Annotated in this window: 28 protein-coding genes; 14 read left to right on the top strand and 14 right to left on the bottom strand. The window is 71.7% G+C overall.

The genetic code is table 11. The annotated features are described in order from the left end of the window. The first annotated feature begins 195 nt into the window (after nt 1–195). The 3 genes from ACYVAG_RS12490 to ACYVAG_RS12480 are packed head-to-tail and all read left to right on the top strand — an operon-like array spanning nt 196 to nt 3,220. Entirely contained in the window at nt 196–1,332 is a 1,137-nt protein-coding gene (locus tag ACYVAG_RS12490; protein ID WP_460770125.1) for an alcohol dehydrogenase catalytic domain-containing protein, read from the top strand. Then, nucleotides 1,329–2,777, top strand: a complete 1,449-nt coding sequence (locus ACYVAG_RS12485) for an NAD-dependent succinate-semialdehyde dehydrogenase (RefSeq protein ID WP_460770124.1) — start codon at nt 1,329–1,331, stop codon at nt 2,775–2,777. Before ACYVAG_RS12490 ends, ACYVAG_RS12485 begins: the two co-directional genes overlap by 4 nt. Then, nucleotides 2,777–3,220 (top strand): GNAT family N-acetyltransferase, encoded by a 444-nt coding sequence (locus ACYVAG_RS12480; RefSeq protein ID WP_460770123.1) that lies wholly within the window; start codon nt 2,777–2,779, stop codon nt 3,218–3,220. Before ACYVAG_RS12485 ends, ACYVAG_RS12480 begins: the two co-directional genes overlap by 1 nt. On the opposite strand, the gene sppA is transcribed toward ACYVAG_RS12480, so the two are convergent. After that, a complete protein-coding gene (gene sppA, locus ACYVAG_RS12475) occupies nt 3,213–4,946 on the bottom strand; it encodes a signal peptide peptidase SppA (RefSeq protein ID WP_460770121.1) in 1,734 nt (577 codons plus the stop codon). The genes ACYVAG_RS12480 and sppA overlap by 8 nt on opposite strands. Nucleotides 4,947–5,009: 63 nt before the next feature. Further along, on the bottom strand, nt 5,010–6,302 hold the full coding sequence (locus ACYVAG_RS12470) for an FUSC family protein (RefSeq protein WP_460770120.1): 1,293 nt from the start codon (nt 6,300–6,302) through the stop codon (nt 5,010–5,012). Between the two features lie 65 nt (nt 6,303–6,367). Between ACYVAG_RS12470 and ACYVAG_RS12465 the strand changes: the two genes are divergently transcribed. From ACYVAG_RS12465 to tpx, 3 genes are all read left to right on the top strand, one after another. Further along, a complete protein-coding gene (locus ACYVAG_RS12465) occupies nt 6,368–6,634 on the top strand; it encodes a DUF2277 domain-containing protein (RefSeq protein ID WP_460770118.1) in 267 nt (88 codons plus the stop codon). Nucleotides 6,635–6,701: 67 nt separating this feature from the next. Next, nucleotides 6,702–7,457, top strand: a complete 756-nt coding sequence (locus ACYVAG_RS12460) for a hypothetical protein (protein ID WP_460770117.1) — start codon at nt 6,702–6,704, stop codon at nt 7,455–7,457. A gap of 79 nt (nt 7,458–7,536) precedes the next feature. Beyond that, a complete protein-coding gene (gene tpx / locus ACYVAG_RS12455; protein WP_460770116.1) occupies nt 7,537–8,034 on the top strand; it encodes a thiol peroxidase in 498 nt (165 codons plus the stop codon). A gap of 16 nt (nt 8,035–8,050) precedes the next feature. Here the strand turns inward: tpx and ACYVAG_RS12450 are convergent, their stop codons facing one another. The 3 genes from ACYVAG_RS12450 to ACYVAG_RS12440 form a co-directional block, all read right to left on the bottom strand. Then, entirely contained in the window at nt 8,051–8,437 is a 387-nt protein-coding gene (locus ACYVAG_RS12450) for a hypothetical protein (protein ID WP_460770114.1), read from the bottom strand. Between the two features lie 33 nt (nt 8,438–8,470). After that, on the bottom strand, nt 8,471–9,562 hold the full coding sequence (locus tag ACYVAG_RS12445; protein ID WP_460770112.1) for an Hsp70 family protein: 1,092 nt from the start codon (nt 9,560–9,562) through the stop codon (nt 8,471–8,473). Nucleotides 9,563–9,639: 77 nt separating this feature from the next. Further along, on the bottom strand, nt 9,640–10,398 hold the full coding sequence (locus ACYVAG_RS12440) for an endonuclease/exonuclease/phosphatase family protein (RefSeq protein WP_460770111.1): 759 nt from the start codon (nt 10,396–10,398) through the stop codon (nt 9,640–9,642). 94 nt (nt 10,399–10,492) lie between these two features. Here ACYVAG_RS12440 and ACYVAG_RS12435 point away from each other — a divergent pair, with 94 nt between their 5' ends. Beyond that, nucleotides 10,493–11,248, top strand: coding sequence for a phosphatase PAP2 family protein (locus ACYVAG_RS12435; RefSeq protein ID WP_460770109.1), 756 nt, complete (start codon nt 10,493–10,495; stop codon nt 11,246–11,248). A gap of 6 nt (nt 11,249–11,254) precedes the next feature. Here ACYVAG_RS12435 and ACYVAG_RS12430 read toward each other — a convergent pair whose 3' ends face one another. Beyond that, nucleotides 11,255–11,947 carry a tyrosine-protein phosphatase gene (locus tag ACYVAG_RS12430; RefSeq protein ID WP_460770108.1) on the bottom strand — a complete coding sequence of 231 codons (693 nt, stop codon included), beginning with the start codon at nt 11,945–11,947 and terminating at the stop codon, nt 11,255–11,257. Nucleotides 11,948–12,026: 79 nt separating this feature from the next. Then, the gene (locus ACYVAG_RS12425; protein WP_460770106.1) at nt 12,027–12,410 is read right to left on the bottom strand and encodes a DUF4870 domain-containing protein; all 384 of its coding nucleotides are present in this window, start codon (nt 12,408–12,410) and stop codon (nt 12,027–12,029) included. Nucleotides 12,411–12,533: 123 nt separating this feature from the next. On the opposite strand from ACYVAG_RS12425, the gene ACYVAG_RS12420 reads away from it, so the two are divergent. Then, nucleotides 12,534–13,445, top strand: a complete 912-nt coding sequence (locus ACYVAG_RS12420; protein ID WP_460770105.1) for an AEC family transporter — start codon at nt 12,534–12,536, stop codon at nt 13,443–13,445. Nucleotide 13,446: 1 nt separating this feature from the next. Here ACYVAG_RS12420 and ACYVAG_RS12415 read toward each other — a convergent pair whose 3' ends face one another. After that, on the bottom strand, nt 13,447–13,749 hold the full coding sequence (locus ACYVAG_RS12415; protein ID WP_460770103.1) for a hypothetical protein: 303 nt from the start codon (nt 13,747–13,749) through the stop codon (nt 13,447–13,449). Between the two features lie 108 nt (nt 13,750–13,857). Here ACYVAG_RS12415 and ACYVAG_RS12410 point away from each other — a divergent pair, with 108 nt between their 5' ends. Both ACYVAG_RS12410 and ACYVAG_RS12405 read left to right on the top strand, forming a co-directional pair. Then, nucleotides 13,858–14,247 carry a DUF423 domain-containing protein gene (locus ACYVAG_RS12410; protein ID WP_460770102.1) on the top strand — a complete coding sequence of 130 codons (390 nt, stop codon included), beginning with the start codon at nt 13,858–13,860 and terminating at the stop codon, nt 14,245–14,247. Further along, the gene (locus ACYVAG_RS12405) at nt 14,244–14,768 is read left to right on the top strand and encodes a flavin reductase family protein (RefSeq protein ID WP_460770101.1); all 525 of its coding nucleotides are present in this window, start codon (nt 14,244–14,246) and stop codon (nt 14,766–14,768) included. Before ACYVAG_RS12410 ends, ACYVAG_RS12405 begins: the two co-directional genes overlap by 4 nt. An 88-nt stretch (nt 14,769–14,856) precedes the next feature. Here the strand turns inward: ACYVAG_RS12405 and ACYVAG_RS12400 are convergent, their stop codons facing one another. The 4 genes from ACYVAG_RS12400 to ACYVAG_RS12385 form a co-directional block, all read right to left on the bottom strand. Further along, nucleotides 14,857–15,789 (bottom strand): ornithine cyclodeaminase family protein, encoded by a 933-nt coding sequence (locus ACYVAG_RS12400; protein WP_460770099.1) that lies wholly within the window; start codon nt 15,787–15,789, stop codon nt 14,857–14,859. Further along, nucleotides 15,786–17,153 (bottom strand): MFS transporter, encoded by a 1,368-nt coding sequence (locus tag ACYVAG_RS12395; protein WP_460770097.1) that lies wholly within the window; start codon nt 17,151–17,153, stop codon nt 15,786–15,788. Before ACYVAG_RS12395 ends, ACYVAG_RS12400 begins: the two co-directional genes overlap by 4 nt. 72 nt (nt 17,154–17,225) lie before the next feature. Beyond that, nucleotides 17,226–17,432, bottom strand: a complete 207-nt coding sequence (locus ACYVAG_RS12390) for a hypothetical protein (protein WP_460770095.1) — start codon at nt 17,430–17,432, stop codon at nt 17,226–17,228. Between the two features lie 84 nt (nt 17,433–17,516). Next, a complete protein-coding gene (locus ACYVAG_RS12385) occupies nt 17,517–18,908 on the bottom strand; it encodes a DEAD/DEAH box helicase (RefSeq protein ID WP_460770094.1) in 1,392 nt (463 codons plus the stop codon). 208 nt (nt 18,909–19,116) lie between these two features. Between ACYVAG_RS12385 and ACYVAG_RS12380 the strand changes: the two genes are divergently transcribed. Beyond that, the gene (locus tag ACYVAG_RS12380) at nt 19,117–19,545 is read left to right on the top strand and encodes a DUF1810 domain-containing protein (protein ID WP_460770092.1); all 429 of its coding nucleotides are present in this window, start codon (nt 19,117–19,119) and stop codon (nt 19,543–19,545) included. 7 nt (nt 19,546–19,552) lie between these two features. On the opposite strand, the gene ACYVAG_RS12375 is transcribed toward ACYVAG_RS12380, so the two are convergent. Beyond that, on the bottom strand, nt 19,553–20,209 hold the full coding sequence (locus ACYVAG_RS12375; protein ID WP_460770091.1) for an SDR family oxidoreductase: 657 nt from the start codon (nt 20,207–20,209) through the stop codon (nt 19,553–19,555). A gap of 146 nt (nt 20,210–20,355) precedes the next feature. On the opposite strand from ACYVAG_RS12375, the gene ACYVAG_RS12370 reads away from it, so the two are divergent. Next, nucleotides 20,356–20,913 (top strand): NADPH-dependent FMN reductase, encoded by a 558-nt coding sequence (locus ACYVAG_RS12370; protein WP_460770090.1) that lies wholly within the window; start codon nt 20,356–20,358, stop codon nt 20,911–20,913. 72 nt (nt 20,914–20,985) lie between these two features. Here the strand turns inward: ACYVAG_RS12370 and ACYVAG_RS12365 are convergent, their stop codons facing one another. Further along, complete coding sequence (locus ACYVAG_RS12365) at nt 20,986–21,162, bottom strand: PspC domain-containing protein (protein ID WP_460770088.1); 177 nt, start codon at nt 21,160–21,162, stop codon at nt 20,986–20,988. Between the two features lie 163 nt (nt 21,163–21,325). Between ACYVAG_RS12365 and ACYVAG_RS12360 the strand changes: the two genes are divergently transcribed. Next, nucleotides 21,326–21,664: a hypothetical protein gene (locus ACYVAG_RS12360; protein ID WP_460770086.1), complete on the top strand. Its 339-nt coding sequence runs from the start codon at nt 21,326–21,328 to the stop codon at nt 21,662–21,664. A 45-nt stretch (nt 21,665–21,709) separates the two neighbouring features. Beyond that, a complete protein-coding gene (locus tag ACYVAG_RS12355) occupies nt 21,710–22,075 on the top strand; it encodes a DUF1345 domain-containing protein (protein ID WP_460770280.1) in 366 nt (121 codons plus the stop codon). Nucleotide 22,076: the final 1 nt, after the last annotated feature.

Here is a 22,076-nt window from a genome sequence, read left to right as displayed (position 1 = left end):
GCTCGTCGCCGGGGCGCAGTGCCTCGTCGTCCTTGACGCTCGTGCTCATGGGGTTCTCCTAGGTCCAGATGCTTGGAGGCTATTACCACTGGTCGCTTCTGGCGAGACTTCTGGACGCCCTGTCGCGTAACGATTCGGGCCGGGCATGCTGGGGGAGTGCGGCCCGCAGCGGGCGGCGCGGGGACAGGAGGATCGATGAGGATCACAGGAGCCGTCTGTGAGGAGATGGGACGCGCGAGGCCGTACGCGGACTCGCGCCCGCTGACCGTGTGCGAGCTGGAGCTGTCAGATCCCGGACCGACGGAGCTCCGCGTACGCATGGAGGCCGCCGGCGTGTGCCATTCGGACCTGTCGACCGTGGACGGCGTACGCCCCCGGCCGATGCCGATGCTGCTCGGCCACGAGGCCGCCGGGATCGTCGAGGCCGTCGGGTCCGAGGTGACCGACGTCGAGCCCGGCACGCGGGTGGTGATGACCTTCATCCCCCGGTGCGAGGACTGCGCGGCGTGCGCCCAGGACGGCCGCGTGCCGTGCGAGAACGGGTCGCGGTCGAACGGTGCCGGCGAGCTGCTGACGGGCTCGCGCCACCTGACGCGCGACGGCGAGGAGGTCAAGCACCACCTCGGCGTCTCGGGCTTCGCCACCCACGCCGTCGTGGATCGCGCCTCGGTGGTGCCCGTCGACGCCGACGTGCCGCCCGAGGTCGCGGCGGTGCTCGGCTGCGCCGTGCTGACCGGCGGAGGAGCGGTGCTCAACGCGGCGCGGCCCGAGAGGGGCGACTCGCTGATGGTGATCGGCCTCGGTGGGGTCGGGATGGCGGCCGTCCTCGTGGCCGTCGGGCTCGGCCTCGAGCGGATCGTGGCCGTCGACACCATGCCGGAGAAGCTCGCGCAGGCCCGCGAGCTGGGCGCGACCGAGACGTACACGCCGACCGAGCTCGCCGAGCAGGGCGTGAAGACCACCCACGTCGTCGAGTGCGCCGGCCACGCCAAAGCGTTCGAGGCGGCGTTCTGGGCGACCGCCGCGGGCGGGCGTACGGTCACCGTCGGCCTGCCCGCCGGCGATGCCCGCACCGAGATCTCGCCGCTGGTCATGACCGCGGAGGCGCGCACGCTGATCGGCTCCTACCTCGGCAGCGCGGTGCCGTCGCGCGACATCCCGACGTACGCCCAGCTCTGGCGCGACGGCAGGCTGCCGGTGGAGAAGCTGATCAGCTCACGCATCACCCTGGACCGCATCAACGAGGCCATGGACGAGCTGGCCGAGGGACGCGCGGTGCGCCAGGTGATCATGTTCGACCAGCCCGACCAGACCCAGGAGGACCACGCATGAACATCGCCGAGCTGCTCGCGCGCATCCCGCGCACCCACTTCATCGACGGAGCGTTCACCGACGACGAGACGCCCCTGGAGGTGATCAACCCCGCGACCGGGAAGGCCCTGGCGACGATCGCCGACGGCGACGCCACCGTGGGGACGCGCGCGCTCGACGCCGCCTGCGCGGCCCAGGCCTCGTGGGCCGCCACCGAGCCTAGGGAGCGGGCGGAGGTCCTGCGCCGGGCGTACGACCTGATCCAGGAACGCGCCGAGGACTTCGCGTGGGCCATGACGCTCGAGATGGGCAAGCCGCTGGCCGAGGCGCGCGGCGAGGTCGGCTATGGCTCGGAGTTCTTCCGCTGGTTCTCCGAGGAGGCCGTGCGGATCGAGGGGCGCTATTCGGTCGCCCCGTCCGGCGGCAACCGCATCATCACCGTGAAGCAGCCCGTGGGACCGGTCTATGCGATCACGCCGTGGAACTTCCCGCTGGCCATGGGTACGCGGAAGATCGGCCCGGCGCTGGCCGCGGGCTGCACCGTGGTGATCAAGCCGGCCCACGAGACGCCGCTGACGACGCTGCTGCTGATGCAGGTGCTGAAGGACGCCGGGGTCCCCAAGGGTGTCGTGAACTGTGTGCTCACGTCGCGCTCGGGCGAGGTGTCCGAGCCGATCATCACCGACCCACGCCTGCGGAAACTGACGTTCACCGGCTCGACCCCGGTCGGGCGGAAGCTCATCGAGCAATCGGCCCGGCGGGTCCTGCGTACGTCGATGGAGCTGGGCGGCAACGCCGCCTTCCTGGTGCTCGAATCGGCCGACCTCGACAAGGCCGTCGAGGGGGCGGTGGCGGCGAAGATGCGCAACATCGGCGAGGCCTGCACCGCGGCGAACCGATTCCTCGTGCACGAGTCGGTCGCTGACGAGTTCGCCCGCCGGCTGGCGGAGAAGCTCGACGCGATGACCGTCGGCGACGGGACGCACGACGGCGTGCAGGTCGGCCCACTGATCACCCAGAAGGCGCTCGACAACGTGCTGGGCCTGGTCGAGGACGCGACGTCCAAAGGTGCCCGGGTGCTGACCGGCGGTGCACGCGCCGAGGGTGAGGGGTTCTTCATGCAGCCGACCGTACTCACCGGCGTGGACCCGTCGTCGCGCGTCATGGTCGAGGAGATCTTCGGCCCGGTGGCCCCGATCTCGACGTTCGCGACGCTCGAGGAGGGGCTGCGCCTCGCCAACGACACCGAGTTCGGCTTGATCGGCTATGTGTTCGCGGCCGACCTGTCCGAGGCGCTGAAGGCGGCCGAGGGCCTCGAGACCGGCATGGTCGGCCTCAACTCCGGCGTGGTGTCCAACCCGGCCGCGCCGTTCGGCGGCGTGAAGGCGTCGGGCCTGGGGCGCGAGGGAAGCCACGAGGGACTGGAGGAATACCTCGAGACCAAATACATCGGGCTGGCGCTCTGATGGAGCTCAAGGTCCACTCGGCACCGTGGCGTGAGCTCGATCCCGAGGTCGCGTACGCGATCCTGCGCCTGCGCCAGGACGTGTTCGTCGTCGAGCAGGAGTGCGCGTACGCCGACCTCGACGGCCGCGACCTCGAGCCGGACTGCCGGCACGTGTGGGTCGAGGAGGACGGCGTCGTGCTCGCGACCCTCCGGGTGCTCGCCGAGCCCGACGGCGTCCGGCGCATCGGGCGCGTCGCCACGGCGGTGTCGGCACGTGGCCGGGGTGTCGCCGCCGCGATGATCAGCCACGCCCACGACCTCATCGGCGCCGCCGACTCGGTGCTCGCCGCGCAGTCGCAGCTCGAGCACTGGTACGCCCGCTTCGGCTATGTGCCCGACGGCCCGCGGTTCCTGGAGGACGGGTTCGAGCACACGCCGATGCGGCGTACGGGCGTCAGCTGATCTTCACCTGCCACGGCAGGGACAGCACGCCGGCCGGCACGCTGATGCCGGCCAGGTGGGCCGCCACGGCGAGCAGGGCCTCGGGCCCGCCGCCGAACCCGGCCGGGGTCGCGATGCCGGGGCCGCCGCCGGTGTCCTCCGACGAGTTGGCCGAGCGCAGGCCCTCCATCCACGGCATCGCCGGGATCGGGCGCAGGGCCATCTTGTCCAGCGGCTTGCAGGCCAGGGCCGCGGCCCGGTCGAGCGCGGTGCCCATGCCGCCGAGGTGGTCGACGAGTCCCCGGGCGTGGGCGTCGGCGCCGGTCCAGACGCGGCCACGGGCCAGCGGCTCGAGGCGGTCGAGGTCCATCCCGCGGTCGTGGGCGGCCTTGGTGGTGAAGTCGGCGTAGACCTCGTCGAGCCAGGCGTCGAGCTTCTCCCACTGTTCGGGGGTGAAGCCCTCGACCGAGCCCATCATGCCGGCGTTGCGCCCGACGTCGATGGCCTCGCGCACCAGGCCGAGGCGCTCGACCAGGCGCTGGGTGACGAACTTGCCGGCGAGCACGCCGATCGACCCCGTCAGCGTCGTCGGGTTGGCGACGATCTCGTCGCAGCCCATGGCGGCGAAATAGCCGCCCGACGCCGCGTACTGGCCCATGGCCGCGACCACCGGCTTGCCGGTTTCACGCAGCTTGAGCACCTCGCGACGCATCGCGTCCGACGCGATGTAGGAGCCGCCGGGGGAGTCGACGCGCAGGACGACGGCCTTGACGGCGTCGTCGCGCGCGGCCTCGCGCAGGTGGGCGCCCACGGTGTCGGCGCCCGCCTGCGGGCCGCCCATCGGCGAACCCGGCCGGCCCGGGCCGGCCACGATCGCGCCCGACACGCTGACGACGCCGATCGCCGGCTTGTTCTTGTTCAGCAGGGGTTCGAGGCCCTCGAGGCGGCTGGGGCGGTGGTAGCGATGGGCATAGCGCAGCGCCACCTTGTCGTCCTTGCCGTAGCGGCGGCGGAGCTCGGCGTACACCTCGTCGCGATAGCCCAGCTTGTCGACCAGCCCGCGCTCGAGCGCCTCGGCGGCCGTGAGCGGGGAGGCGTCGATGGCCTCGCGCACGACGGCCTCGTCGAGGCGGCGCGTGGCGGCGATTCGGGCGACGGTGTCGTCGACCATCGACTCGCCGATGCGACGGAGCATCTCGCGGTGGGGCTCGGTCACCTCGCGGGCGGCGAACTGGTCGGCCGCCGTCTTGTATTCCTTGCGCTGCGAGAACTCCGGCTCGATGTCGAGCTTCTCGAGGCCACCGCGCAGCAGCATCGTCTCCAGGTGGACGCCGGCGAGCCCGAGGGCGCCGGACGGCTGCAGCCAGATCTCGCTGGCGGCGGTCGCGATGCGATAGGGGAGCAGGCCGCTGGTCAGCTCGCCGAACGACTCGGTCCACGCGATGACCGGCTTGCGGGTCGCCAGGTCGCGGACGGCTTCGGCGACCTCGTCGCCCTGCGTCGGTGTCAGCGGGCACTCGCCGAGGTGGAGCACCAGCCCGGCGACGTCGTCGTCATCCTTCGCGCGCCTCAGCGCATCGCGCACCTCGCGCATCGACGGCGACTGCCGCTGCCGGAACGCCTCGAGGGGCGAGCTCGGCGGAGCGGTGACCACGCCGCGGGCGAGGTCGAGCTCGAGGACGACGGGGCCGTCCGGGTCGGCCTTGGGGGAGCAGAGGGCGGTCCTGACCAGCGAGATGGGATCCATGCGGTCGAGCGTACGCGGGCGCGGGGCACCACCGAAGGGTGTCGCAGCCGGATGGGGGACCGCTCAGGGGTGGGTGTCCTCCGGCGGGCGGACCCGGCGTACGCCGGTGGTCGGCGGGCGTCGATGGCGCAGGGCCGCCAACGTGTCGCGGTTGATGAGCTGACCCGACGCGATGCGGCGGCCGGCCTGGCGCGCCTGCCACTCGCGCCGTGAGTCGGCCCGGGTGTCGAGGTCGAGGTGGCGCAGCACCTGCTCGATGCTGTCGAGGATCGTGCCGCGCAGCAGCCACAGCCCGGGCTGGTCGCGGGCGTCGACGAACATCAGCTCGGTGAGGCGTACGCGCGTCTCGCGGAGGACCTCGAGGGTCTCGGCGACCTGGTGACGCACCTCGTCGTCGGTGCCCTGGGCCTCCGCCTGGATCAGCTGGCCGAACGCCTCCACCGCGTCACCGAGGTCCTCGAGGACCACCGCGAAGGCCTCGCGCATCTCGTCGCCGAACGGATCGGGTCCGCCGTCGTCGCGGGGGGCCTCGCGCTCGATGGTGCTGAAGAGCACGCGGACCGCGAACAGGGTGTGCTCGAGGACGGTCAGCCCCGAGCGGAGGATGGGCTCGAGGTCGGCGGTGCCGATCGCGCGCGGATTGAAGCGGCGGGCCTCACCCACGTCGTGGACGCGGCGCGACGCCCTGACCAGCGCGTCGTGGATGTCGATCGTGCGCGACAGCCAGAGCCCCACCTGGTCGCGGGTGATCGGCTCCTTCGCCACCTGGGCGGCCGCCTCGTGGAGACAGCCGGCTGTGCGGTCCGCGACCCGTCGCACGGCATGGGCCGCGTGGCGCGTGGGCACGATCGGAGGCAGCAGGACGGCCATGACCATGCCGACCGCGGCGCCGACCAGGGTGGTGAGGACCCGGGTCTCGACGGCGATCTCCTGCCCGGCCGTGGCCAGGATCAACATGGCGGAGATGGGCGTCTCCAGGGCCTGGTCGCCGAGCCGGAACAGCTTGGCCAGCACCAGGGCGACCGCGACCGAGATGCCGAGCGACCACCACGTCAGTCCGACCTGGCTCGTGACGATCAGCGCGACCCCCACGCCGGTGAGGACCGCGCCGACCCGGACCAGACCCATCTTGAACGTGGCCGAGGTGGAGGCCTGCAACACCAGGAGTGCCGTCAGCGCCCCGGTCAGGTCGACCGCACCGCCCTTCATGAGGGGCATGGTGAGGGCGTACGCGATGACACTGCCGAGCGCGAGGCGGAACGCATTGATGAGCACGGGGGCAGCGCGGAAGGGGACCTCGGCCCACGTGCGTGGGTGCCCGGGCCAGATGATGTCTGCGAGCCTCCGGCGATTCACTCCGACAACTCTGGCACGGCGATCAACCCGTCTGCGACAGTGGGAGGACCCGATCGGAGGATTCCATGTGCCGCAACATCCGCGTCCTGCACAACTTCGAACCGCCCGCCACGCCCGACGAGGTCGAGGCCGCGGCGCTGCAATACGTCCGCAAGGTCAGCGGCGCCGCCAGGCCCTCGCAGGCCAACCAGGCGGCGTTCGACGACGCCGTCGCCGCGGTGACGGCCGCGACCCGCGAGCTGCTGGAGAAGCTCGTCACCACCGCGCCGCCCAAGGACCGGGAGGTCGAGGCGGAGAAGGCACGCCAGCGCAACGCCGTCAGGTTCGGCTGACGGCGCGGGGCTTGGGCCCCACGGCTTCGAGATGATGCCGTGAGGCGATTGCGGCAGACTGGGGCCCATGAGCAGTGACCGACCCGACCCCGATCCCCGTCCGACCTCGACCCGCGTGCAGCTCGCCGCGAGCCAGGCGGGACCGGCGGGCGAGGACGATGTCGCCACGCGTGTCCAGCCGATGGTCGACGGGGACCTCACGCGTGTCCAGCCGTCGGTCGACCAGCCCGAGCCGGCCCCTCCGTCGTCCGGCGTCGCCTGGGACGACCCCGCGACCCGCGCCGCGGCGCAGCGGCGCCTGCTGCCGACAGTCGTGGCGGCGGGGGTCGGCGTACTCGCCCTGGTGGCGACGGTGGTGCTGGCCGTCCTGGGGGTGATCCAGCAGCCGTGGGGCCTGTGGGTGCTGGTCGTCCTCGCCGGGCTCGCGGGCGGCTGCATCGCAGGTGCGCTGGCCGGGTGGGCCATCGAGGCACCGCTGCGCAGGCTGCTGAAGGCCCACCCGTGGGAGCGCCTGGAGGGACGTGTCGGCCTGCGCAACCAGCTCGTCGTCGTGGCCGACAACCGGCGCCGGGCCTATGACCTCGACCTGACCCGCGGCGAGACGGCGGGTGAGCTCGGCGACGCGCTGGCGGTCCGTGCGTGCGGGCCCCGCGACGAGAAGGTCGTCGAGCTCGGGCCGAAGAAGCGGTGGCGCCTGAGTGAGCGCGTCGCGGTGATGATGCCGGACGAGCGCGACCTCGACGAGTTGGACGACGACGATGACTGGCAGCCGACGGTGCCGAAGGGCGAGCAGCCCGACGCCGACGGCCTGTACGCCGGCTGAGCCACCGGCTGAGTCCGACCGGCTGGGCCCTGTCCGCCCGGCCACCGGGACCGCACGGCCGTGTGCTAGACACGGCCCCATGGCAACCACTGCGTTCAAGGGCACCCCCGTCCACACCGTCGGCGACCTCCCCGCCCAGGGAACCACCGCCCCCGACACCACGCTGACCGGGACCGACCTGGCCGACGTGCGCCCGGCCGACTTCTCCGGCAAGCGCCTCGTCCTCAACATCTTCCCCTCGGTCGACACCGGCACCTGCGCGACCTCGGTGCGCCGCTTCAACGAGATCGCCGCGGGGCTCGACAACACCGCCGTGCTCTGCGTCTCGGCCGACCTGCCGTTCGCCCTCAAGCGCTTCTGCGGCGCGGAGGGCATCGAGAACGTCACATCGGCCTCCACGTTCCGCAGCGACTTCGGCGACACCTTCGGCGTGCGCATGACCGACGGCCCGCTCGCCGGTCTGATGGCCCGCTCGGTGGTGGTGCTCGACACCGACGGCAGCGTCATCCACAGCCAGCTCGTGGACGAGATCGCCTCAGAGCCTGACTACGACGCGGCGGTGGCGGCGCTGGGCTGACGCCAGCCCGCAGCGGTCAGGCTCCCAACGCCCGCGCCAGGGTGTGGCCGGTGTCGAGGTCGGTGATGCGCGCCTCGACCAGGCCTGCCGCGTCGATCTCGTAGCGTTCCTCGACCACGGGCCCGTCGCCGATCCGTTCGACGGCGAGGTTGCGGGGCAGGGTGCCGCCGCCCTGCAGCGCGCGGTCGAAGGGGAACACGATCTCGCCGAACGGCACGATGTCGCCGCTCGGCTGGCCGTGGACGTCGAGGTCGGCGAACTCCACGAACCGGAACCAGGCGACGTTGTGGTCCGCCCGATAGCGCCGCGTCACGACCGTCGACCGGCCCGCCGGGATGGAGTCGTCGCGGGTGAAGACGGGGTCGAACTGCACCTGCGTACCGTCGCTGGCCTCGCGGAACACGCCGAACCCGCGCGACAGTCGGTCGTCGAGCGACTATCCCGCCGTCGGATCGGCGGCGATCGCCAGCCCGATCGCGGTCGAGGCGCCCGGGTAGGGCGAGCGGTGCACGCGGCGTCCGAAGCGCTCGCGGAGGCAGCGGGGGATCAGCGGGAGGCTGGACGCACCCCCGACCAGATAGATGCCGGCGATGTCGGTGAGGTCGGGGGAGTCGTCGTCGAGGCCGCCGACCAGGGGCGCCATGGCGGCCAGGGTCTGGTCGACCAGCGGGGTCGCCCGGCTATAGAAGTCGTCGACCCGGACGGTGACGGCCTCCCCGCCCAGGTCGAGCGTGACCCGTTTGGACTGGGGCGACAGGTGTTCCTTGGCGTCGCGGCAGTCGTCGAGGAGCGAGGCGTACGCCCGGTCGTCGAGGTCGCGCCGGGCCAGCCAGGCCTCGTCGAGCACCAGACCCGCGAGCACCGCGTCGAAGTCGTCGCCACCGGGCCGGTTGTGACCGAGGCTCGCGACGATCTCGTGGGCCGTGCCGTCGACCTTGACCAGGGAGGCGTCGAACGTGCCGCCGCCCAGGTCGTAGACGATGATGCGGGTGCGCTTCGAGTTGAGCGTGCGGCCCTGGCTGTGGGTGTATTCCAACCCCGCCGCTGACGGTTCGTTCACCACGGCGGAGACGTCGAACCCCGCCCGGTTGAAGGCCTCGAGGGTGAGGAAGCTCTGGGTGCCGGGCGCGTGGGCGGGCACGGCGATCACGCAGCGGCCCTCCATCGCGGTGGCGAGCTGGGGGTCCGCGTTGGACCGCGTACGGAGGGTCGAGCGCAGCGATCGCAGGAAGTCGAACATCAGCTCGAGGATGGAGACCTCGAGGTCGCCCACGCGGACAGGGGTGTGGGGCGCAACGTTCGGATCGGCCAGTGCCCGCTTGAACGAGCGCAGCGCGGCGGCGCCCGACTCGGCGGCCTCAAGGGCGTCGAAGCCGTGGACGAGCGAGCCCTCCACGGCGGCCACCACCGAGGGCACGTGGTCCACGGCATCGCCGAACTGGTCGCTGAAGCTCACGACCGGATAGTTGCCCCGGTCGGCGAAGGCGACGACGGTGCGGGTGGTGCCCAGATCAATCCCCAACTGCATGCGCCGACGCTAGGACACCCCCGGGGCGATCGGGTGACGGGGAGGTGGCGGGGAGGTTTCCCCCACGGCGCGGGGGGTCAGTCGCCCTGCCCCTCCTCGACCTCCGAGCCGAGTTCGAGGAGCAGCGCGGCGTGGTCGGTGAGGGCCGGGCGTACGCCGTGGTCGAGCCTGCACGTGGTCACGCGTGGCGCGAGGTCGGGCGTGACCAGGGCGTGGTCATAGCGGCAGCCAACCCCGGTGTGGTCGACCCACGACCGCTCGGCGGCGTCGGGGTTCTGCGCCCGCCACGCGTCGACCAGGCCGAGGTCGCCGACCAGGCGCACGTACGCGGCCGTCTCCTCCGGCAGGACGTACGGCAGGCGATCGGTGTGGACCGGGTCGCAGAGGTTCAGGTCGCCCATGACCACGCTGCCCGGCTCCAGCCAGCCCTCGACGGCGTCGACCCATGCGGCCAGGAAGGCCCGCTTGCGCTCGCGCTGGGCGGCGCTCGCGTACCGGACGGGGTCGCTCGCGGCACCGTAGGTCGCGAGAAGGCGTACGCCGGCGACCGACACCGGCAGGACGCGCCCCGGGAGGACGGCGAGGTCGAGCGCGGGCAGCGGCTCGAGGGCGAGGGCCCGGGCCACCACGGCGACGCCCAGTTCGGCGGAATCGCTCGCGAGGACGGTGAACCCGGCCGTCCGGAGCGTGCGGAGCAGCAGCGACGAGCCCGCGCCCCGGCCCAGCTCGCTGAGCACGAGCACGTCGGCGTCGGCCGAGGCGAGGTGGGCGAGGAGCCGCTCGGCCGCCGCCGTCGAGGGAGACGCGACGTTCAGCGCCTCGATCCGGATCGACATGTCGGCGACCCTAGCGCCGCGCCAGCCGCCTCGACACCGCCGCAGCCGGTAGGGTTCCCGCACCGGGGACGGTCCCCGCGCGAGGAGGACGACCATGGCGACCCACGAGACGGAGCGTACGCAGGGCCGCGACCCCGTGGAACGCGGCACGAGCGAGCGCGCGCCCGAGGTTCCCGACGCGCGGCAGGATCCGCCCCTGTGGCGCCCGAAGCTGATGATCCCGGGCGCGCTGATCCTCGCCCTCGCGTTCGCGTTCGGTCCGTACGTCATGGCGGTCGACCCGAAGTCGAACGGTGACCACCAGCTGCTCCACTGGCTCGGCACCCACCGCGTGGACGCGGTGACCGCCTTCGCGAAGGTGCTCGACGTGGTCGGCGGACCGTCGGTGACCCCGTGGCTCACGCTGGCCATCGCCGTCGCTCTGGCCATCTTCCGCCGCGCGGTCCTTGGGGTCCTCGTCGCGCTGATCACCCTCCTGAGCTGGCTTCCCGGCCATTTCGCCAAGAAGATGTTCACGCGCCCCCGTCCGCCGGCCGACGTCAACCCTGCGTTCCAGTATTCGGGGCCGGGCGCCAACAGCTTCCCCAGCGGCCACACGTCGTTCGTCGTCGCGCTCGTCATCGCACTGGCGTTCGCGCTCGGCGTCACCGGACGCCGCCGTCGCTGGGCCCTCGTGGTCGGCGCGATCCTCGTCGGCCTCGTGGCGTTCGCCCGCACCTATCTGGGCGTGCACTGGCCCACCGACGTGATCGCCGGCATCTGCTTCGGTCTGGGCACGGCCCTGATCCTGTGGCCGATCGCGACCTGGTTGTATGCGAAGGCCCGCGCGAAGTGGCCCCGCTGGGCCTGACCGCGCTCAGGCGACGCGGTCCCGCAGCCGATTCAGCGTGGCCTCGTCGAGCCCCAGCCCATCGCGCAGGTAGCCGTCGAGGTCACCGAACCGCGCGGTGACCTCGGCGAGCGCCGACTCGAGGTACGCCGCGCGCACCACGTTGACCGGGTGGCGCGACCTCGCGTACGCCGGACCGCGCCGCAGCAGGTCGCCCACGTAACGCGCGGCCACCATGCCGCGTACGGCACGACCGGACGCCAGATAGGCCTCCTGCACGGCGCGCGCGTCGTCGCCGCCGATGTGCTGGAGGAGTGCGGCGATCCAGCCCGTGCGGTCCTTGCCGTCGGTGCAGTGGACCAGGACGCCGCCGTCGTGGTCGGCGACGGCGGTGAGCACGGCGGTGACCCGCTCGCGCTGGCCCTCGTGGGCGACCATCTGGCGGTAGCGCGCCGCCATGAGGTCGGCGCCGACCAGATCGCGGACGTCGTCGGCGCCGATGACGTCGATGTTCACGTGGGCCGCTCCGGGCACCGGGCGGTCAGGGAACGCCGCAGCGGCAGCGGGAGAGCGCAGGTCGATCACCAGCGTGACACCCGCGGCGGCCATGCGGCTCCGGGCGTACGCGGTGGTCAGCATCAATAGGCCGGAACGGAACACGACCGGGGGACGCGTACGCCCCCGCGTGACGACCGGACGGAAGTTGTAGGCGCCGAGCACGGGCCAAGCCTAGGCGAGAACGCCGCCGGCGCGGGCCCCGTGGGACCCGCGCCGGCGGTTGTCGATCGTGCTCAGACCGTCACTGGAGGATGCGCAGCTGGGCAGGGTAGCGGTAGGCCTCGCCGCGCGACGCCTTCATCGCGCCGCGGATGTGGCACCACAGCGTCATGATGCCGGCGATCGCCCACAGGACGATGGCGACCGGGATGCCGACGACGGTGTAGAGAAGGATCCAGGCGATGACGTTCATGAGCCACGCCCAGAGGTTGAAGTTGAACGAGCCGGCAGCTGCCTGACGGACGAACGGGCTGCGGTCCTTGTACATGAACCACAGCACGAGCGGCCCGATGAAGCTGAGCCAGCCGGCGGTGACGACCATGGCGATGATGGCCGAGAGGTGGGCGACGACCGCGGCGGTGCGCTCGTCCCCGTTGGTGGGATGGGTGGGCTGGTTCGCATACATGGGTCCATTATCGCGGGTCGGCGGCGCACGTCGATCGATTCTCGGGGTGGGCTCCGGGGCGGTTCGGGGTCCGGGCCCCGGACGAGGCGCCCCGGGGTCGGGGAAGACCCGTACGCTGCTGCGGTGGCCCTGCTGAACGCGCTCTGGAACGTGATCCTCCCGGTGGTGATCGTGGCCGGCGTCGGCGCTCTCATGGGGCGGCGGTTCGCCATCGACCCCGCCACGATCGGCAAGCTCGCCCTCCACGCGCTGACGCCCGCGATCGCCCTCCACGTGCTTCTGACGACCAAGGTGTCGGGTCAGGTGGGCATCCAGATCGTGGTCGCGTACACGCTGGTGACCCTGGTCGCCGTCGTCGTCGCCCGCCTCGTCTCACCCGGGCTCGACGCGCGCGCCCGCCGGGCCGTGATGGTGTCGGCCAGCACCGTGAACAGCGGCAACATGGGCCTGCCGATCGCGCTGTTCGCCCTCGGCACCGCCGGGCTCGAGCAGACGGTCCTCATGTTCCTCACCTCGACGGTGTTGATGTTCGTCCTCGTGCCACTCATCCTCGGGGCCGGTGACGGGGCGATCTCCGCACTCCGCGGGATGGCGCGGCTGCCGGTGCTCTGGGCGGTCCTGGTCGCGGCGATGCTGCGGGTGGCGGGGATCGAGCTGCCGCTCGGCGTGATGCGCGGCGTGGAGCTGCTGTCGGACACGTGCCTGCCCATGGCGCTGATCGCCCTGGGTCTCCAGCTGGCGGGGAGCGGGCGGTTGCGGCTCACCCGGCCGGTCATCACCGGCGCGCTGATGCGGATCGTCGCGATGCCGGCGGCCGCGCTGGGCATCGGCCTCGCGCTCGGCATGCACGGCACACCCCTGCAGGCGCTGGTGCTCGCGCAGGCCATGCCGGTCGCGGTGAACGGCTATCTGCTGACCATGGAATATGGCGGCGACGTCGAGTCGGTCGCCCACACCGTCACGCTGTCGACGATCGCGGGATTCGCCACCATCGCAGGGATCACGGCCGTCCTGCCGCTGCTGGGCACGCTCTGAGTCAGGCCCGCCACGACGCGGCGTCGCCGTCGGCGGGCGCGTACGCGATGCCGGGGAAGCCGAGATCGGGATTGCCGTGACGGAAGGCGATCCAGCCCTCCACGCACTCACCGACGGCCAGCCGTTGGTCGGTGTAGAGGGGACTCCGGGTGCGATCGAGGGTCTCGGGAGTGATGCGCAGCGTCCCATGGAACTCACCGCCCTCGAGGTCGACCGGGGGCGGCGGTGGTGGTCGCGACTCCTGGCGTCGAGGTCGTCGGGACCGGCGTCGACGGCGACGCGGGCGGCGGGCCCGGGTTCGCACAGCCGACCACGGCGAGGATCGCCACACTCACGCCGAGGCACCGCACGATCAGTCTCCTTCGGTCCTTTCGGCCCGTCCTCGTCGAGGAAGGGGTGGGACAATCACATCATGTCGTCACGCACCTCGATCATCACCGGAGCCCTCCTCGCCGCCCTCGGCATCGCCTTCGGGGCGTTCGGCGCCCACGGGCTCAAGGACCTCGTCACGCCCGAGCGCCTCGCGACGTTCGAGACCGGCGTCCGCTATCAGATGTACGCCGCGCTGGGCCTGCTCGCCCTCGGAGCGATGGGTGGGCAGCGGCGCGCGCCGTGGTTCCTCGTCGCCGGCGCGGCGGTGTTCTCCGGTTCGCTCTATCTGCTGGTCGCCACGGGCATCGGCTGGCTGGGCGCCATCACCCCGATCGGCGGGGTGCTGCTCATCGTGGGCTTCGCGCTGGCGGCGCTCGACGCGGCCCGGCGTGCGCCCGAGCGGGTCGACGCGGGGGAGCGGTCCGCATGACCGACCCGGCGTACGACGAGTGGATGGCCGACGTCGACGTCGCGCTGGTCGCGGTCACCGCGACCGACGGGGTCGAGCGCGCGGGGTGCCTGGTGGGGTTCCACACCCAGTGCTCGATCGATCCGCCGCGCCACATCGTGTGGCTGTCGCGGGCCAACCACACCTATCGCGTGGCCCTGTTCGCCGAGGTCCTCGGCGTCCACCTGCTCGGCGTCGACCACCGCGACCTGGCGTTGGCGCTCGGACACCACACCGGCGACGAGGAACCGACGTTCGACGGCATCGAGGTGGTCGAGGGGCCGCACGGGGTGCCGATGCTGGCGGCTGTCGCACACCGTTTCGTCGGGCGCAGGGTGGCCGTCCTCGACACCGGCGGCGATCACGTGGGTTTCGTGCTGGACGTCAGCGCCACCCACATCGGCGACGAGCCGTGTACGCCCCTGCGGGCGAGCGATGTCGAGGGCGTGGCCCCGGGTCACGAGGCGACCGATCGGCCGACGCCGCGGGGGCTGGGGGGCTGACTCCTCGTCTCGCTTCGCTCGCTCGGAGAACGTTCGAGGAGAGCGCTCGCTCGGAGAACGTTTGAGGGAAGCGCTCGCTCGGAGAACGTCAGGTGGTGCGCGCGATCCCGTCGGCCACGACGAGGTCCTGCCACGCCATGCCGACGCTCTTGAAGACCCGGGGGCGACCGGCCGGGAGGTCGACCTCGCCCCGCACCACCTCGCCGAGCGTCACGAGATCGTCGGTCGTCACGTGGCCCTCCGCGATCGCCATCACGACGTCGCCGGCCTCACGCAGCGCGGTCGCCCCGTCCTCGATCACCACCAGGCTCCGGCCCAGGAGGGCGCCGCCGAGCTCGCGGCGGTCGGGGTCGTGGGAGCCCACGGCGACGACGCACGCGCCATCGGCCACCCACGCCGAATCGATGACCGGCTCGCCCGCGCCGGTCGCGCACACGACCAGCTGGGCCTTCTCGACCGCGGCCCTGAGCTCGTCGCGGTCGGTCGTCGACGAGACCTCCACCCCGTCGCGCGCGATCTCGGAGGCGCAGGCCCGGGCCCGCTCGGCGTCCCGGCCCGACACCACGATGTGGCGGGGTCGGCGCGCGGCCAGCACCGCGTCGGCGTGGCCCACGGCCTGTGGCCCGCTGCCGACGATCACCACGGTGTCGACCTCGGCGGCGCACAGGGCGTCGATGGCCACCGCAGAGACGGCCGGCGTACGCAGGGTCGTGAGTGCCGCCCCGTCGAGGATGGTGTGGGGCGTGAGCGTCTCGGCATCCATCAGGACATAGAGCGCCTGGATGCGGGGGAGCCCGCGCTCGGGGTTGTCGGGCGACACCGACGCGACCTTCACGCCGGCCGACGGTCCCCAGACCGACGGCATGACCAGCAGCTGGCCCGTGCCGGCGGGAGCGCCGAGGCGCGCCGGGTCGAGGGTGGGGTCGAGCCCCTCGGCGAGCGCCGTCCTCAGGAGTTCGCGGGCGCGGGCGGGCCCGAGGTCCATCACCTGGTCGGCGTCGATCCAGCGGGGTGCGGTCATGCGCGGGCTCCGTTCTCGGGGGTGGGGGTGTGGTGGGGTGCGTCATCGTCCTCGTCGACGGCGATGCGGCGCGAGAACAGCGCCGCCACGAGTGACACGGCGCAGATCACCGCCAGATAGGTGGCCACCGGCCACCAGGCCCCGTTCCACTCCTTGACCAGCCACTCGGCGATCATCGGAGCCGTGCCGGAGAACAGTGCGGCGCCGATCTGGTATCCCAGCGTGATGCCCGTGTAGCGCACGTTGGCGGAGAACGTCTCCGACATCATCGTCCCCAGTGTGGCTGTCACCGGCGCCCAGGCGACGCCGAGCGCCAGGACGGACGCGGCGTACAGGAGTGTGGTGTTGCGCGTGGCCACCAGCGGGAAGTAGGCCACCGAGGCAAGGCCGAGGGCGACGATGCCGACGATGTAGACCTGCCGTCGCCCGAAGCGGTCGGACAGCCAGCCCGAGATCGGGATGAAGATGGTCGACACGAGCGCGCCCAACAGGACCGCGTTGAGGACCTGAGGGCGGGTGAAGCCGAGTTGGCGCGTGCCGTAGGAGACGATGAAGGTCGCGAAGATGTAGAATGGCGCGGTCTCCGCAGCCTTGGTGAGCACGGCGACCAGCACGGCGCGCCAGTGGTGGGTGAGGGTGGTGGCGAGCGGGAGCTTCTCGACCTTCTCCGAGCTCTGCAGCTTGCGGAAGGCGGGGGTCTCGTCGAGGCCCTTGCGGATCCAGAGCCCGACGGCCACCAGCACGATGCTGAAGATGAACGGCAGGCGCCAGCCCCAGCTCTCGAACTGGGAGTTCGGCAGCAGGCCGGCCAGCAGGATCGCTGCGTTGCCGAGGAGCAGGCCGATGGTCACGCCCGTCTGGGGGACCGAGCCGAAGAACCCTCGGCGCTCGCGGGGCGCGTACTCGTAGGCCAGCAGCAGCGCGCCGCCCCACTCGCCGCCGATGGCGAGGCCCTGGATGATGCGGCAGAGGTAGAGCAGCGCCGGGGCCGCCATGCCGATCTGGCCGTAGGTCGGGAGGAGCCCGATCGCGACCGTGCCGAGACCCATCATCGAGAGGGTCAGGACAAGGGTCTTCTTGCGGCCGATGCGATCGCCGATGTGGGCGAAGAAGACGCCGCCGAACGGACGGATCACGAAGGTCAGCAGGTTGCCGATCCAGGCGAGCATGGTCGCCACGAAGGGGTCGCCGGCCGGGAAATACTGCTTGTTGAAGATCAGCGTGGCGGCGGTGCCGTAGAGCAAAAAGTCGTACCACTCGATGGCCGAACCGGACAGGCTGCCGAGCAGCACGCGTCGGTTCGTGATCGGGTTGCCGACGGGGGTGTCGGCGGCGGGCGTCTCGTCCGCGGCGGTGTGGGTCATGGGGGCTCCTTCGACCCCCGGACTCTAGGCGAGCCCCCGACGACAATCATCGACCGCCGAGGAGCGAGACCGTCACGGCGTCAGGTCGGGCTTGTCCAGGACGTCGACCCGCGGTGGCCGCAGGATGCTGCGCGCGACGTTGCGGAAGTCGAACTGGTCGAGGAGGCGTGCGGCGTCCTCATCCGTCAGGTCGTACGCGTGGGCGAGCATGCGGACGTTCTCGGTGTAGAAGGCGTGAAGCTTGTCCACGCCCCTGATGAACTCGAGTTCATTGCTCATGGGGTGCTCCTCGCGCTGGCGTCGGGCGCTGGATGGGTCGTGCGGGCGACGCTACGGCATCGCCCGCACGTGTCGACATGAGGGTCAGGCGCTGACGCGGGCCCCGCGCGAGCCGCCACCGCGACCCCCGCGGGAACCGCGGGCCGAGCCGCCACCGTTGGACGATCGACCCTGGCCGGAGCCGGCCTGGCCACGCCCGGAACCACCGCGTCCGGAGCCAGTGCGACCCGTTCGGCCACGACCGCCCCCGCCACCGTTGCCGCCCGGGTTCTCGGTCGGCACGGCGATCTTGAGACCGCCCGGAACCAGCGTGCGCTCGCCGGGGGCGAGCTCGGTGAGCAGGGGGTGGGCGGCGTGAACCTTCGTCGTCGTCGGCTTGATGCCGGCGGCGCGCGTCAGGGTGCGGACATCGGCGACCTGGGCGTCGGTCATCAGGGTGACGACGGTGCCCTCGTTGCCGGCGCGCGCGGTGCGGCCCGAGCGGTGGAGGTAGGCCTTGTGCTCGGCCGGCGGGTCGGCGTGGATCACGAGGGACACGTCGTCGACGTGGATGCCGCGCGCGGCGATGTCGGTCGCCACGAGGGTGGTCGCCTCGCCCGCGTGGAACGCGGCCATGTTGCGCGTACGCGCGTTCTGGCTGAGGTTGCCGTGCATCTCCACGGTGGGAACGCCACGGCCGTTCAGCTGGCGGGCGAGGTTGCGCGCGCCGTGCTTGGTGCGGCTGAACACGACGGTGCGGCCCGGGGCGCTCGTCAGGTCGGCGAGGATCGCGAGGCGATCGTCCTTGGCGACGTGGAGCACGTGGTGGCTCATCGTCGACACCGGCGACTGGGCCGAGTCGGCGTGGTGGGTCACCGGATCGGTGAGGTAGCGCTGGACGAGCACGTTGATGCCGCCGTCGAGCGTCGCCGAGAACAGCAGGCGCTGCCCGTTCCTGGGCGTCTTGTCCATGATGCGCTTGACCCCGGGCAGGAAGCCGAGGTCGGCCATGTGGTCGGCCTCGTCGAGGATCGTGATCTCGACGGCGTCGAGGGAGCAGAGGCGCTGGTTCATCAGGTCCTCCAGGCGTCCGGGGCACGCGATGAGGACGTCGAGGCCGGCGCCGATCGCCTTGACCTGCGGGTTCTGGCCGACACCGCCGAAGATGGCGTGCGTACGCAGGCCGGCGGCTTCGGCCAGCGGCTTCAGCGCGTCGTGGATCTGGTTGGCGAGCTCGCGCGTGGGCGCCAGGATCAGGGAGCGCGGCGCCTTGGCGCGACGGCTCTTCCCGGAGGCGACCAGGTTGGCGACGAGGGGGAGGAGGAAGGCGTACGTCTTGCCGGAGCCGGTGCGGCCGCGGCCGAGCACGTCGCGACCCGCGAGGGAGTCGGGCAGGGTCGCCGCCTGAATGGGGGTGGGCGTGGTGATGGACTGTCGCTCGAGGACGGCTGCGAGGTTCGCGGGCACGCCGAGGGCGACGAAGGACTGCGTGGTCAAAGAATTCTCCATTGGGGAACGTGGGTGGTCTCGCCCGTGCAACACACCTGCTGGGGCAGGTGGGGGGCGGCGAAGAAGCGCTACGACGTCACCGCGCATCCGCGGCAAGACTGGGCGGATACGTGACTTCAGAGTACGACACGAGGGGCGAGGACCGAAATCGGAGCCCGCCGTGGGCGCGCCACCGGCGCCTTGCCACAGTTGGGGGATGACCGACACCTTCGACCTCGAACGCTTCGTGGACGCCCAGGCGGGCGGCACCTTCGACACGGCCCTCGGCGAGCTGCGACGTGGGCGCAAGGACAGCCACTGGATGTGGTTCGTGTTCCCCCAGATCGCCGGCCTCGGCCGCAGCGCGATGGCCCAGCGGTATGCGATCACCTCGCTCGACGAGGCTCGCGCCTATCTCGCGCATCCCGTGCTGGGGCAGCGATTGCGGGAGGCCGCACTGGTTGTCGCCGACGGTCCGACCGATTCGCCCGAGGACCTGATGGGCGGCATCGACGCCGTCAAGCTGCGGTCCTCGATGACGCTGTTCCGCGAGGCTGATCCCGACGAGCCTGCGTTCGTCGCCGTGCTGGATCGCTTCTGGGGAGGCGATCCGGACACGGCGACGATGGAGAGGCTCGCAGGCTAGAACCCCGTCAGCGGGCGACCGTGTCGAGCGCCTCGGCGATGGGGGTCGAACCGGCGTTGAACGGGATGTCCGTGCCCGCAAGGGAATCGCGGCGCTGGACCACCTCGGCGAGCACCGCGGCCACATCGGCCCGGGAGACTTCCTGTGCCTCGGACGCGGTCACGTCGATCGATCCGGTGGGATCGTCGAGCGTGAGCGTGCTGGGCATCAGGATCGTCCAGGCCAGCGAGCTCGCGCGCAGGTGGGCGTCGGCATCGGTCTTCGCCTGGGCATAGGCGTGGAAGGGATTCTCGGGGTCGACGCCGTGATCGGGTCCGGCCCCGAAATAGCTCACCATCACGTAGTGCCCGACACCCGCGGCCGCGGCCGCGTCCATCGAACGCACGGCTGCGTCGCGGTCGACGGCGCGGGTGCGCTCGGGGGAGCCGCCGCCTGCGCCGGCCGACCAGACCACTGTGTCACTGCCCCGGAGGAGTTCGGTGAGCTCGCCGGTGTCGAGGTGTTCGACGTCGGCCACGACCGGCGTCGCCCCGGCCGAGGTGACGTCATCGGCATGGTCCGGATTGCGGATCACCGAGCGCACGTCGTGGCCTTTGCGGGCGAGCAGCGGGGCCGCCAGGAGGGCCACCTTGCCGTGGCCGCCGATCAGGGTGATGCGAGACATGTGGGTCCTTTCGTCGTCCTGCTCATGGGTGCTCCTACGCCTGGGACAACGGGGTCGACCCGGCGCCTATTCCGGTGGGCGGAGCGGGACTAAAGGGGGAGTGCCCTACGTTGAAGATGGTTGAACATTCCAACGAAAGGACCTCCATGAAGATCGGCATCATTCTGGGCAGCACCCGTCAGGGCCGCGCGGGCGAGGGCGTCGCGCGCTGGGTCAACGAGGTGGCGAGCAAGCGCGACGACGCCGAGTTCGAGCTCGTCGACCTCGCCGACTACGACCTCGAGCTGCTCACCGAGCCGACCGTCCCGGGCGCCGCGAACCGCCAGTACGAGAGCGAGGCGACGCGCCGCTGGAGCCAGAAGATCGACTCGCTCGACGGCTTCGTCTTCGTCACCCCCGAGTACAACCACGGCGTGCCCGCGGCCCTCAAGAACGCCGTCGACGTGATCTACCCCGAGTGGAACAACAAGGCGGTGACCTTCGTGAGCTACGGGGCCGACGGCGGCGTACGCGCGGTCGAGCAGTGGCGCGGCATCGTGGCGAACGTGTTCCTCCAGGCCACGCGCGCCCAGGTATCGCTGTCGTTGTTCACCGACTTCGGCGACAACGGGTTCCAGGCGAGCGAGCGTCGCGAGGGCGAGCTCACCACCGCGCTCGACCAACTCGTGCCGCTGGCCGGAGCGGTGAAGACGCTGCGCGCCTGACATCGCGCCGACGCCACGACGGCCGGACCCCGATGGGGGTCCGGCCGTCGTCGCTTGCGTGCGGAATGTCGCTCACTCGTTCGGCAGCAGCGCCCAGAGCGCGAGGTACACGATGACCTGCGGCCCGGGGAGCAGGCAGCTGAGGACGAAGATCAGACGCATGGTGTTCGGGCTGGTGCCGAAGCGGCGCGCCAGGCCGGCGCACACGCCGCCGATCATGCGGTTGCGGGGTCGGACGAGGGTGCTCACGATGGTGACCTTCCGTTCGGTGGTGCGGACACCGTCCACACTGCCGGGTCGCGGCGGCGTTGATCAGAGTTCACTGCAACAACCGGGGTACGCCCGGGGCGATTCCCCAAGGGTGACCCCTGAGCGCGGCGTGGTGCGACCCCTCCGGTGGAATGCTGGGCCCATGACCGCCGACCCGACCCCTGGTGCGGGATCGCACCGTGCGCAGCCGGACCTGTCACGCGTACCCCGCCTCGCCTCCGACTATCATCGCAACTCGTGGTGCATCGGTGTGGCGATGGTCGTGCCCATCGCCATGACCTTCGTCCTGGGCGACGTGGACCCACGCCAGCGGACGATCGTGTTGGTCCTGCTGTTCTGGGGCTCCTTCGCGGTGCTCACCGCCGCGGTGACGTACGTCGTCTTCGCCCGGATGGACGGTGAGCAGCTGCGGAACGCACTGCTGTGGGGAGAGCGGCACGAGCGCGGCCTCACCGCACGCATGCTGCGGAACAAGCACTAGCGCGCGCTCGTCACCGGAGGCGAGGCGCCGTCGTGGTCGGTGCAGATGTCGTTCGTGGCCCTGGTCGCCGCCGTGTGGCTCGCGGTGGCTAACCAGGGCAGGCCAGGTGCGGTCCTGCTGGTGAGCGGGGTGGTGGCCGTGATCGGCTCGTGGGTGAACGTCCTCATGACGTACGCGGTCCACTACGCCCGGCTCGACGCGCGCCACCGCTGCCTCGGCTTCCACGACGACGGCGAGCGGGAGTTCTCCGACTACGTATATCTCGCCGGGGCGGCGCAGATGACGTTCGGCACGACCGATGTCGAGACGCGGTCGGCCACGATCCGTCGGGTGTTGACCATCCACGGAGTCATCGCCTTCGCGTTCAACACGGTGATCGTCGCGATCCTCGTGAGCCTGCTGGTCCGGTGAT

The sequence above is a fragment of the Mariniluteicoccus flavus genome, from assembly GCF_054776655.1.
This window is presented reverse-complemented; position numbering and strand designations above follow the sequence as displayed.

Excerpts from the sequence above, each read along its gene's own strand:
- ACYVAG_RS12490 (WP_460770125.1), top strand. The coding sequence starts at position 196 with ATGAGGATCACAGGAGCCGTCTGTGAGGAGATGGGACGCGCGAGGCCG.
- ACYVAG_RS12485 (WP_460770124.1), top strand. The coding sequence starts at position 1,329 with ATGAACATCGCCGAGCTGCTCGCGCGCATCCCGCGCACCCACTTCATC.
- ACYVAG_RS12480 (WP_460770123.1), top strand. The coding sequence starts at position 2,777 with ATGGAGCTCAAGGTCCACTCGGCACCGTGGCGTGAGCTCGATCCCGAG.
- sppA (WP_460770121.1), bottom strand. The coding sequence starts at position 4,946 with ATGGATCCCATCTCGCTGGTCAGGACCGCCCTCTGCTCCCCCAAGGCC.
- ACYVAG_RS12465 (WP_460770118.1), top strand. The coding sequence starts at position 6,368 with ATGTGCCGCAACATCCGCGTCCTGCACAACTTCGAACCGCCCGCCACG.
- ACYVAG_RS12460 (WP_460770117.1), top strand. The coding sequence starts at position 6,702 with ATGAGCAGTGACCGACCCGACCCCGATCCCCGTCCGACCTCGACCCGC.
- tpx (WP_460770116.1), top strand. The coding sequence starts at position 7,537 with ATGGCAACCACTGCGTTCAAGGGCACCCCCGTCCACACCGTCGGCGAC.
- ACYVAG_RS12445 (WP_460770112.1), bottom strand. The coding sequence starts at position 9,562 with ATGCAGTTGGGGATTGATCTGGGCACCACCCGCACCGTCGTCGCCTTC.
- ACYVAG_RS12440 (WP_460770111.1), bottom strand. The coding sequence starts at position 10,398 with ATGTCGATCCGGATCGAGGCGCTGAACGTCGCGTCTCCCTCGACGGCG.
- ACYVAG_RS12435 (WP_460770109.1), top strand. The coding sequence starts at position 10,493 with ATGGCGACCCACGAGACGGAGCGTACGCAGGGCCGCGACCCCGTGGAA.
- ACYVAG_RS12425 (WP_460770106.1), bottom strand. The coding sequence starts at position 12,410 with ATGTATGCGAACCAGCCCACCCATCCCACCAACGGGGACGAGCGCACC.
- ACYVAG_RS12410 (WP_460770102.1), top strand. The coding sequence starts at position 13,858 with ATGTCGTCACGCACCTCGATCATCACCGGAGCCCTCCTCGCCGCCCTC.
- ACYVAG_RS12405 (WP_460770101.1), top strand. The coding sequence starts at position 14,244 with ATGACCGACCCGGCGTACGACGAGTGGATGGCCGACGTCGACGTCGCG.
- ACYVAG_RS12400 (WP_460770099.1), bottom strand. The coding sequence starts at position 15,789 with ATGACCGCACCCCGCTGGATCGACGCCGACCAGGTGATGGACCTCGGG.
- ACYVAG_RS12395 (WP_460770097.1), bottom strand. The coding sequence starts at position 17,153 with ATGACCCACACCGCCGCGGACGAGACGCCCGCCGCCGACACCCCCGTC.
- ACYVAG_RS12390 (WP_460770095.1), bottom strand. The coding sequence starts at position 17,432 with ATGAGCAATGAACTCGAGTTCATCAGGGGCGTGGACAAGCTTCACGCC.
- ACYVAG_RS12380 (WP_460770092.1), top strand. The coding sequence starts at position 19,117 with ATGACCGACACCTTCGACCTCGAACGCTTCGTGGACGCCCAGGCGGGC.
- ACYVAG_RS12375 (WP_460770091.1), bottom strand. The coding sequence starts at position 20,209 with ATGTCTCGCATCACCCTGATCGGCGGCCACGGCAAGGTGGCCCTCCTG.
- ACYVAG_RS12370 (WP_460770090.1), top strand. The coding sequence starts at position 20,356 with ATGAAGATCGGCATCATTCTGGGCAGCACCCGTCAGGGCCGCGCGGGC.
- ACYVAG_RS12360 (WP_460770086.1), top strand. The coding sequence starts at position 21,326 with ATGACCGCCGACCCGACCCCTGGTGCGGGATCGCACCGTGCGCAGCCG.
- ACYVAG_RS12355 (WP_460770280.1), top strand. The coding sequence starts at position 21,710 with ATGTCGTTCGTGGCCCTGGTCGCCGCCGTGTGGCTCGCGGTGGCTAAC.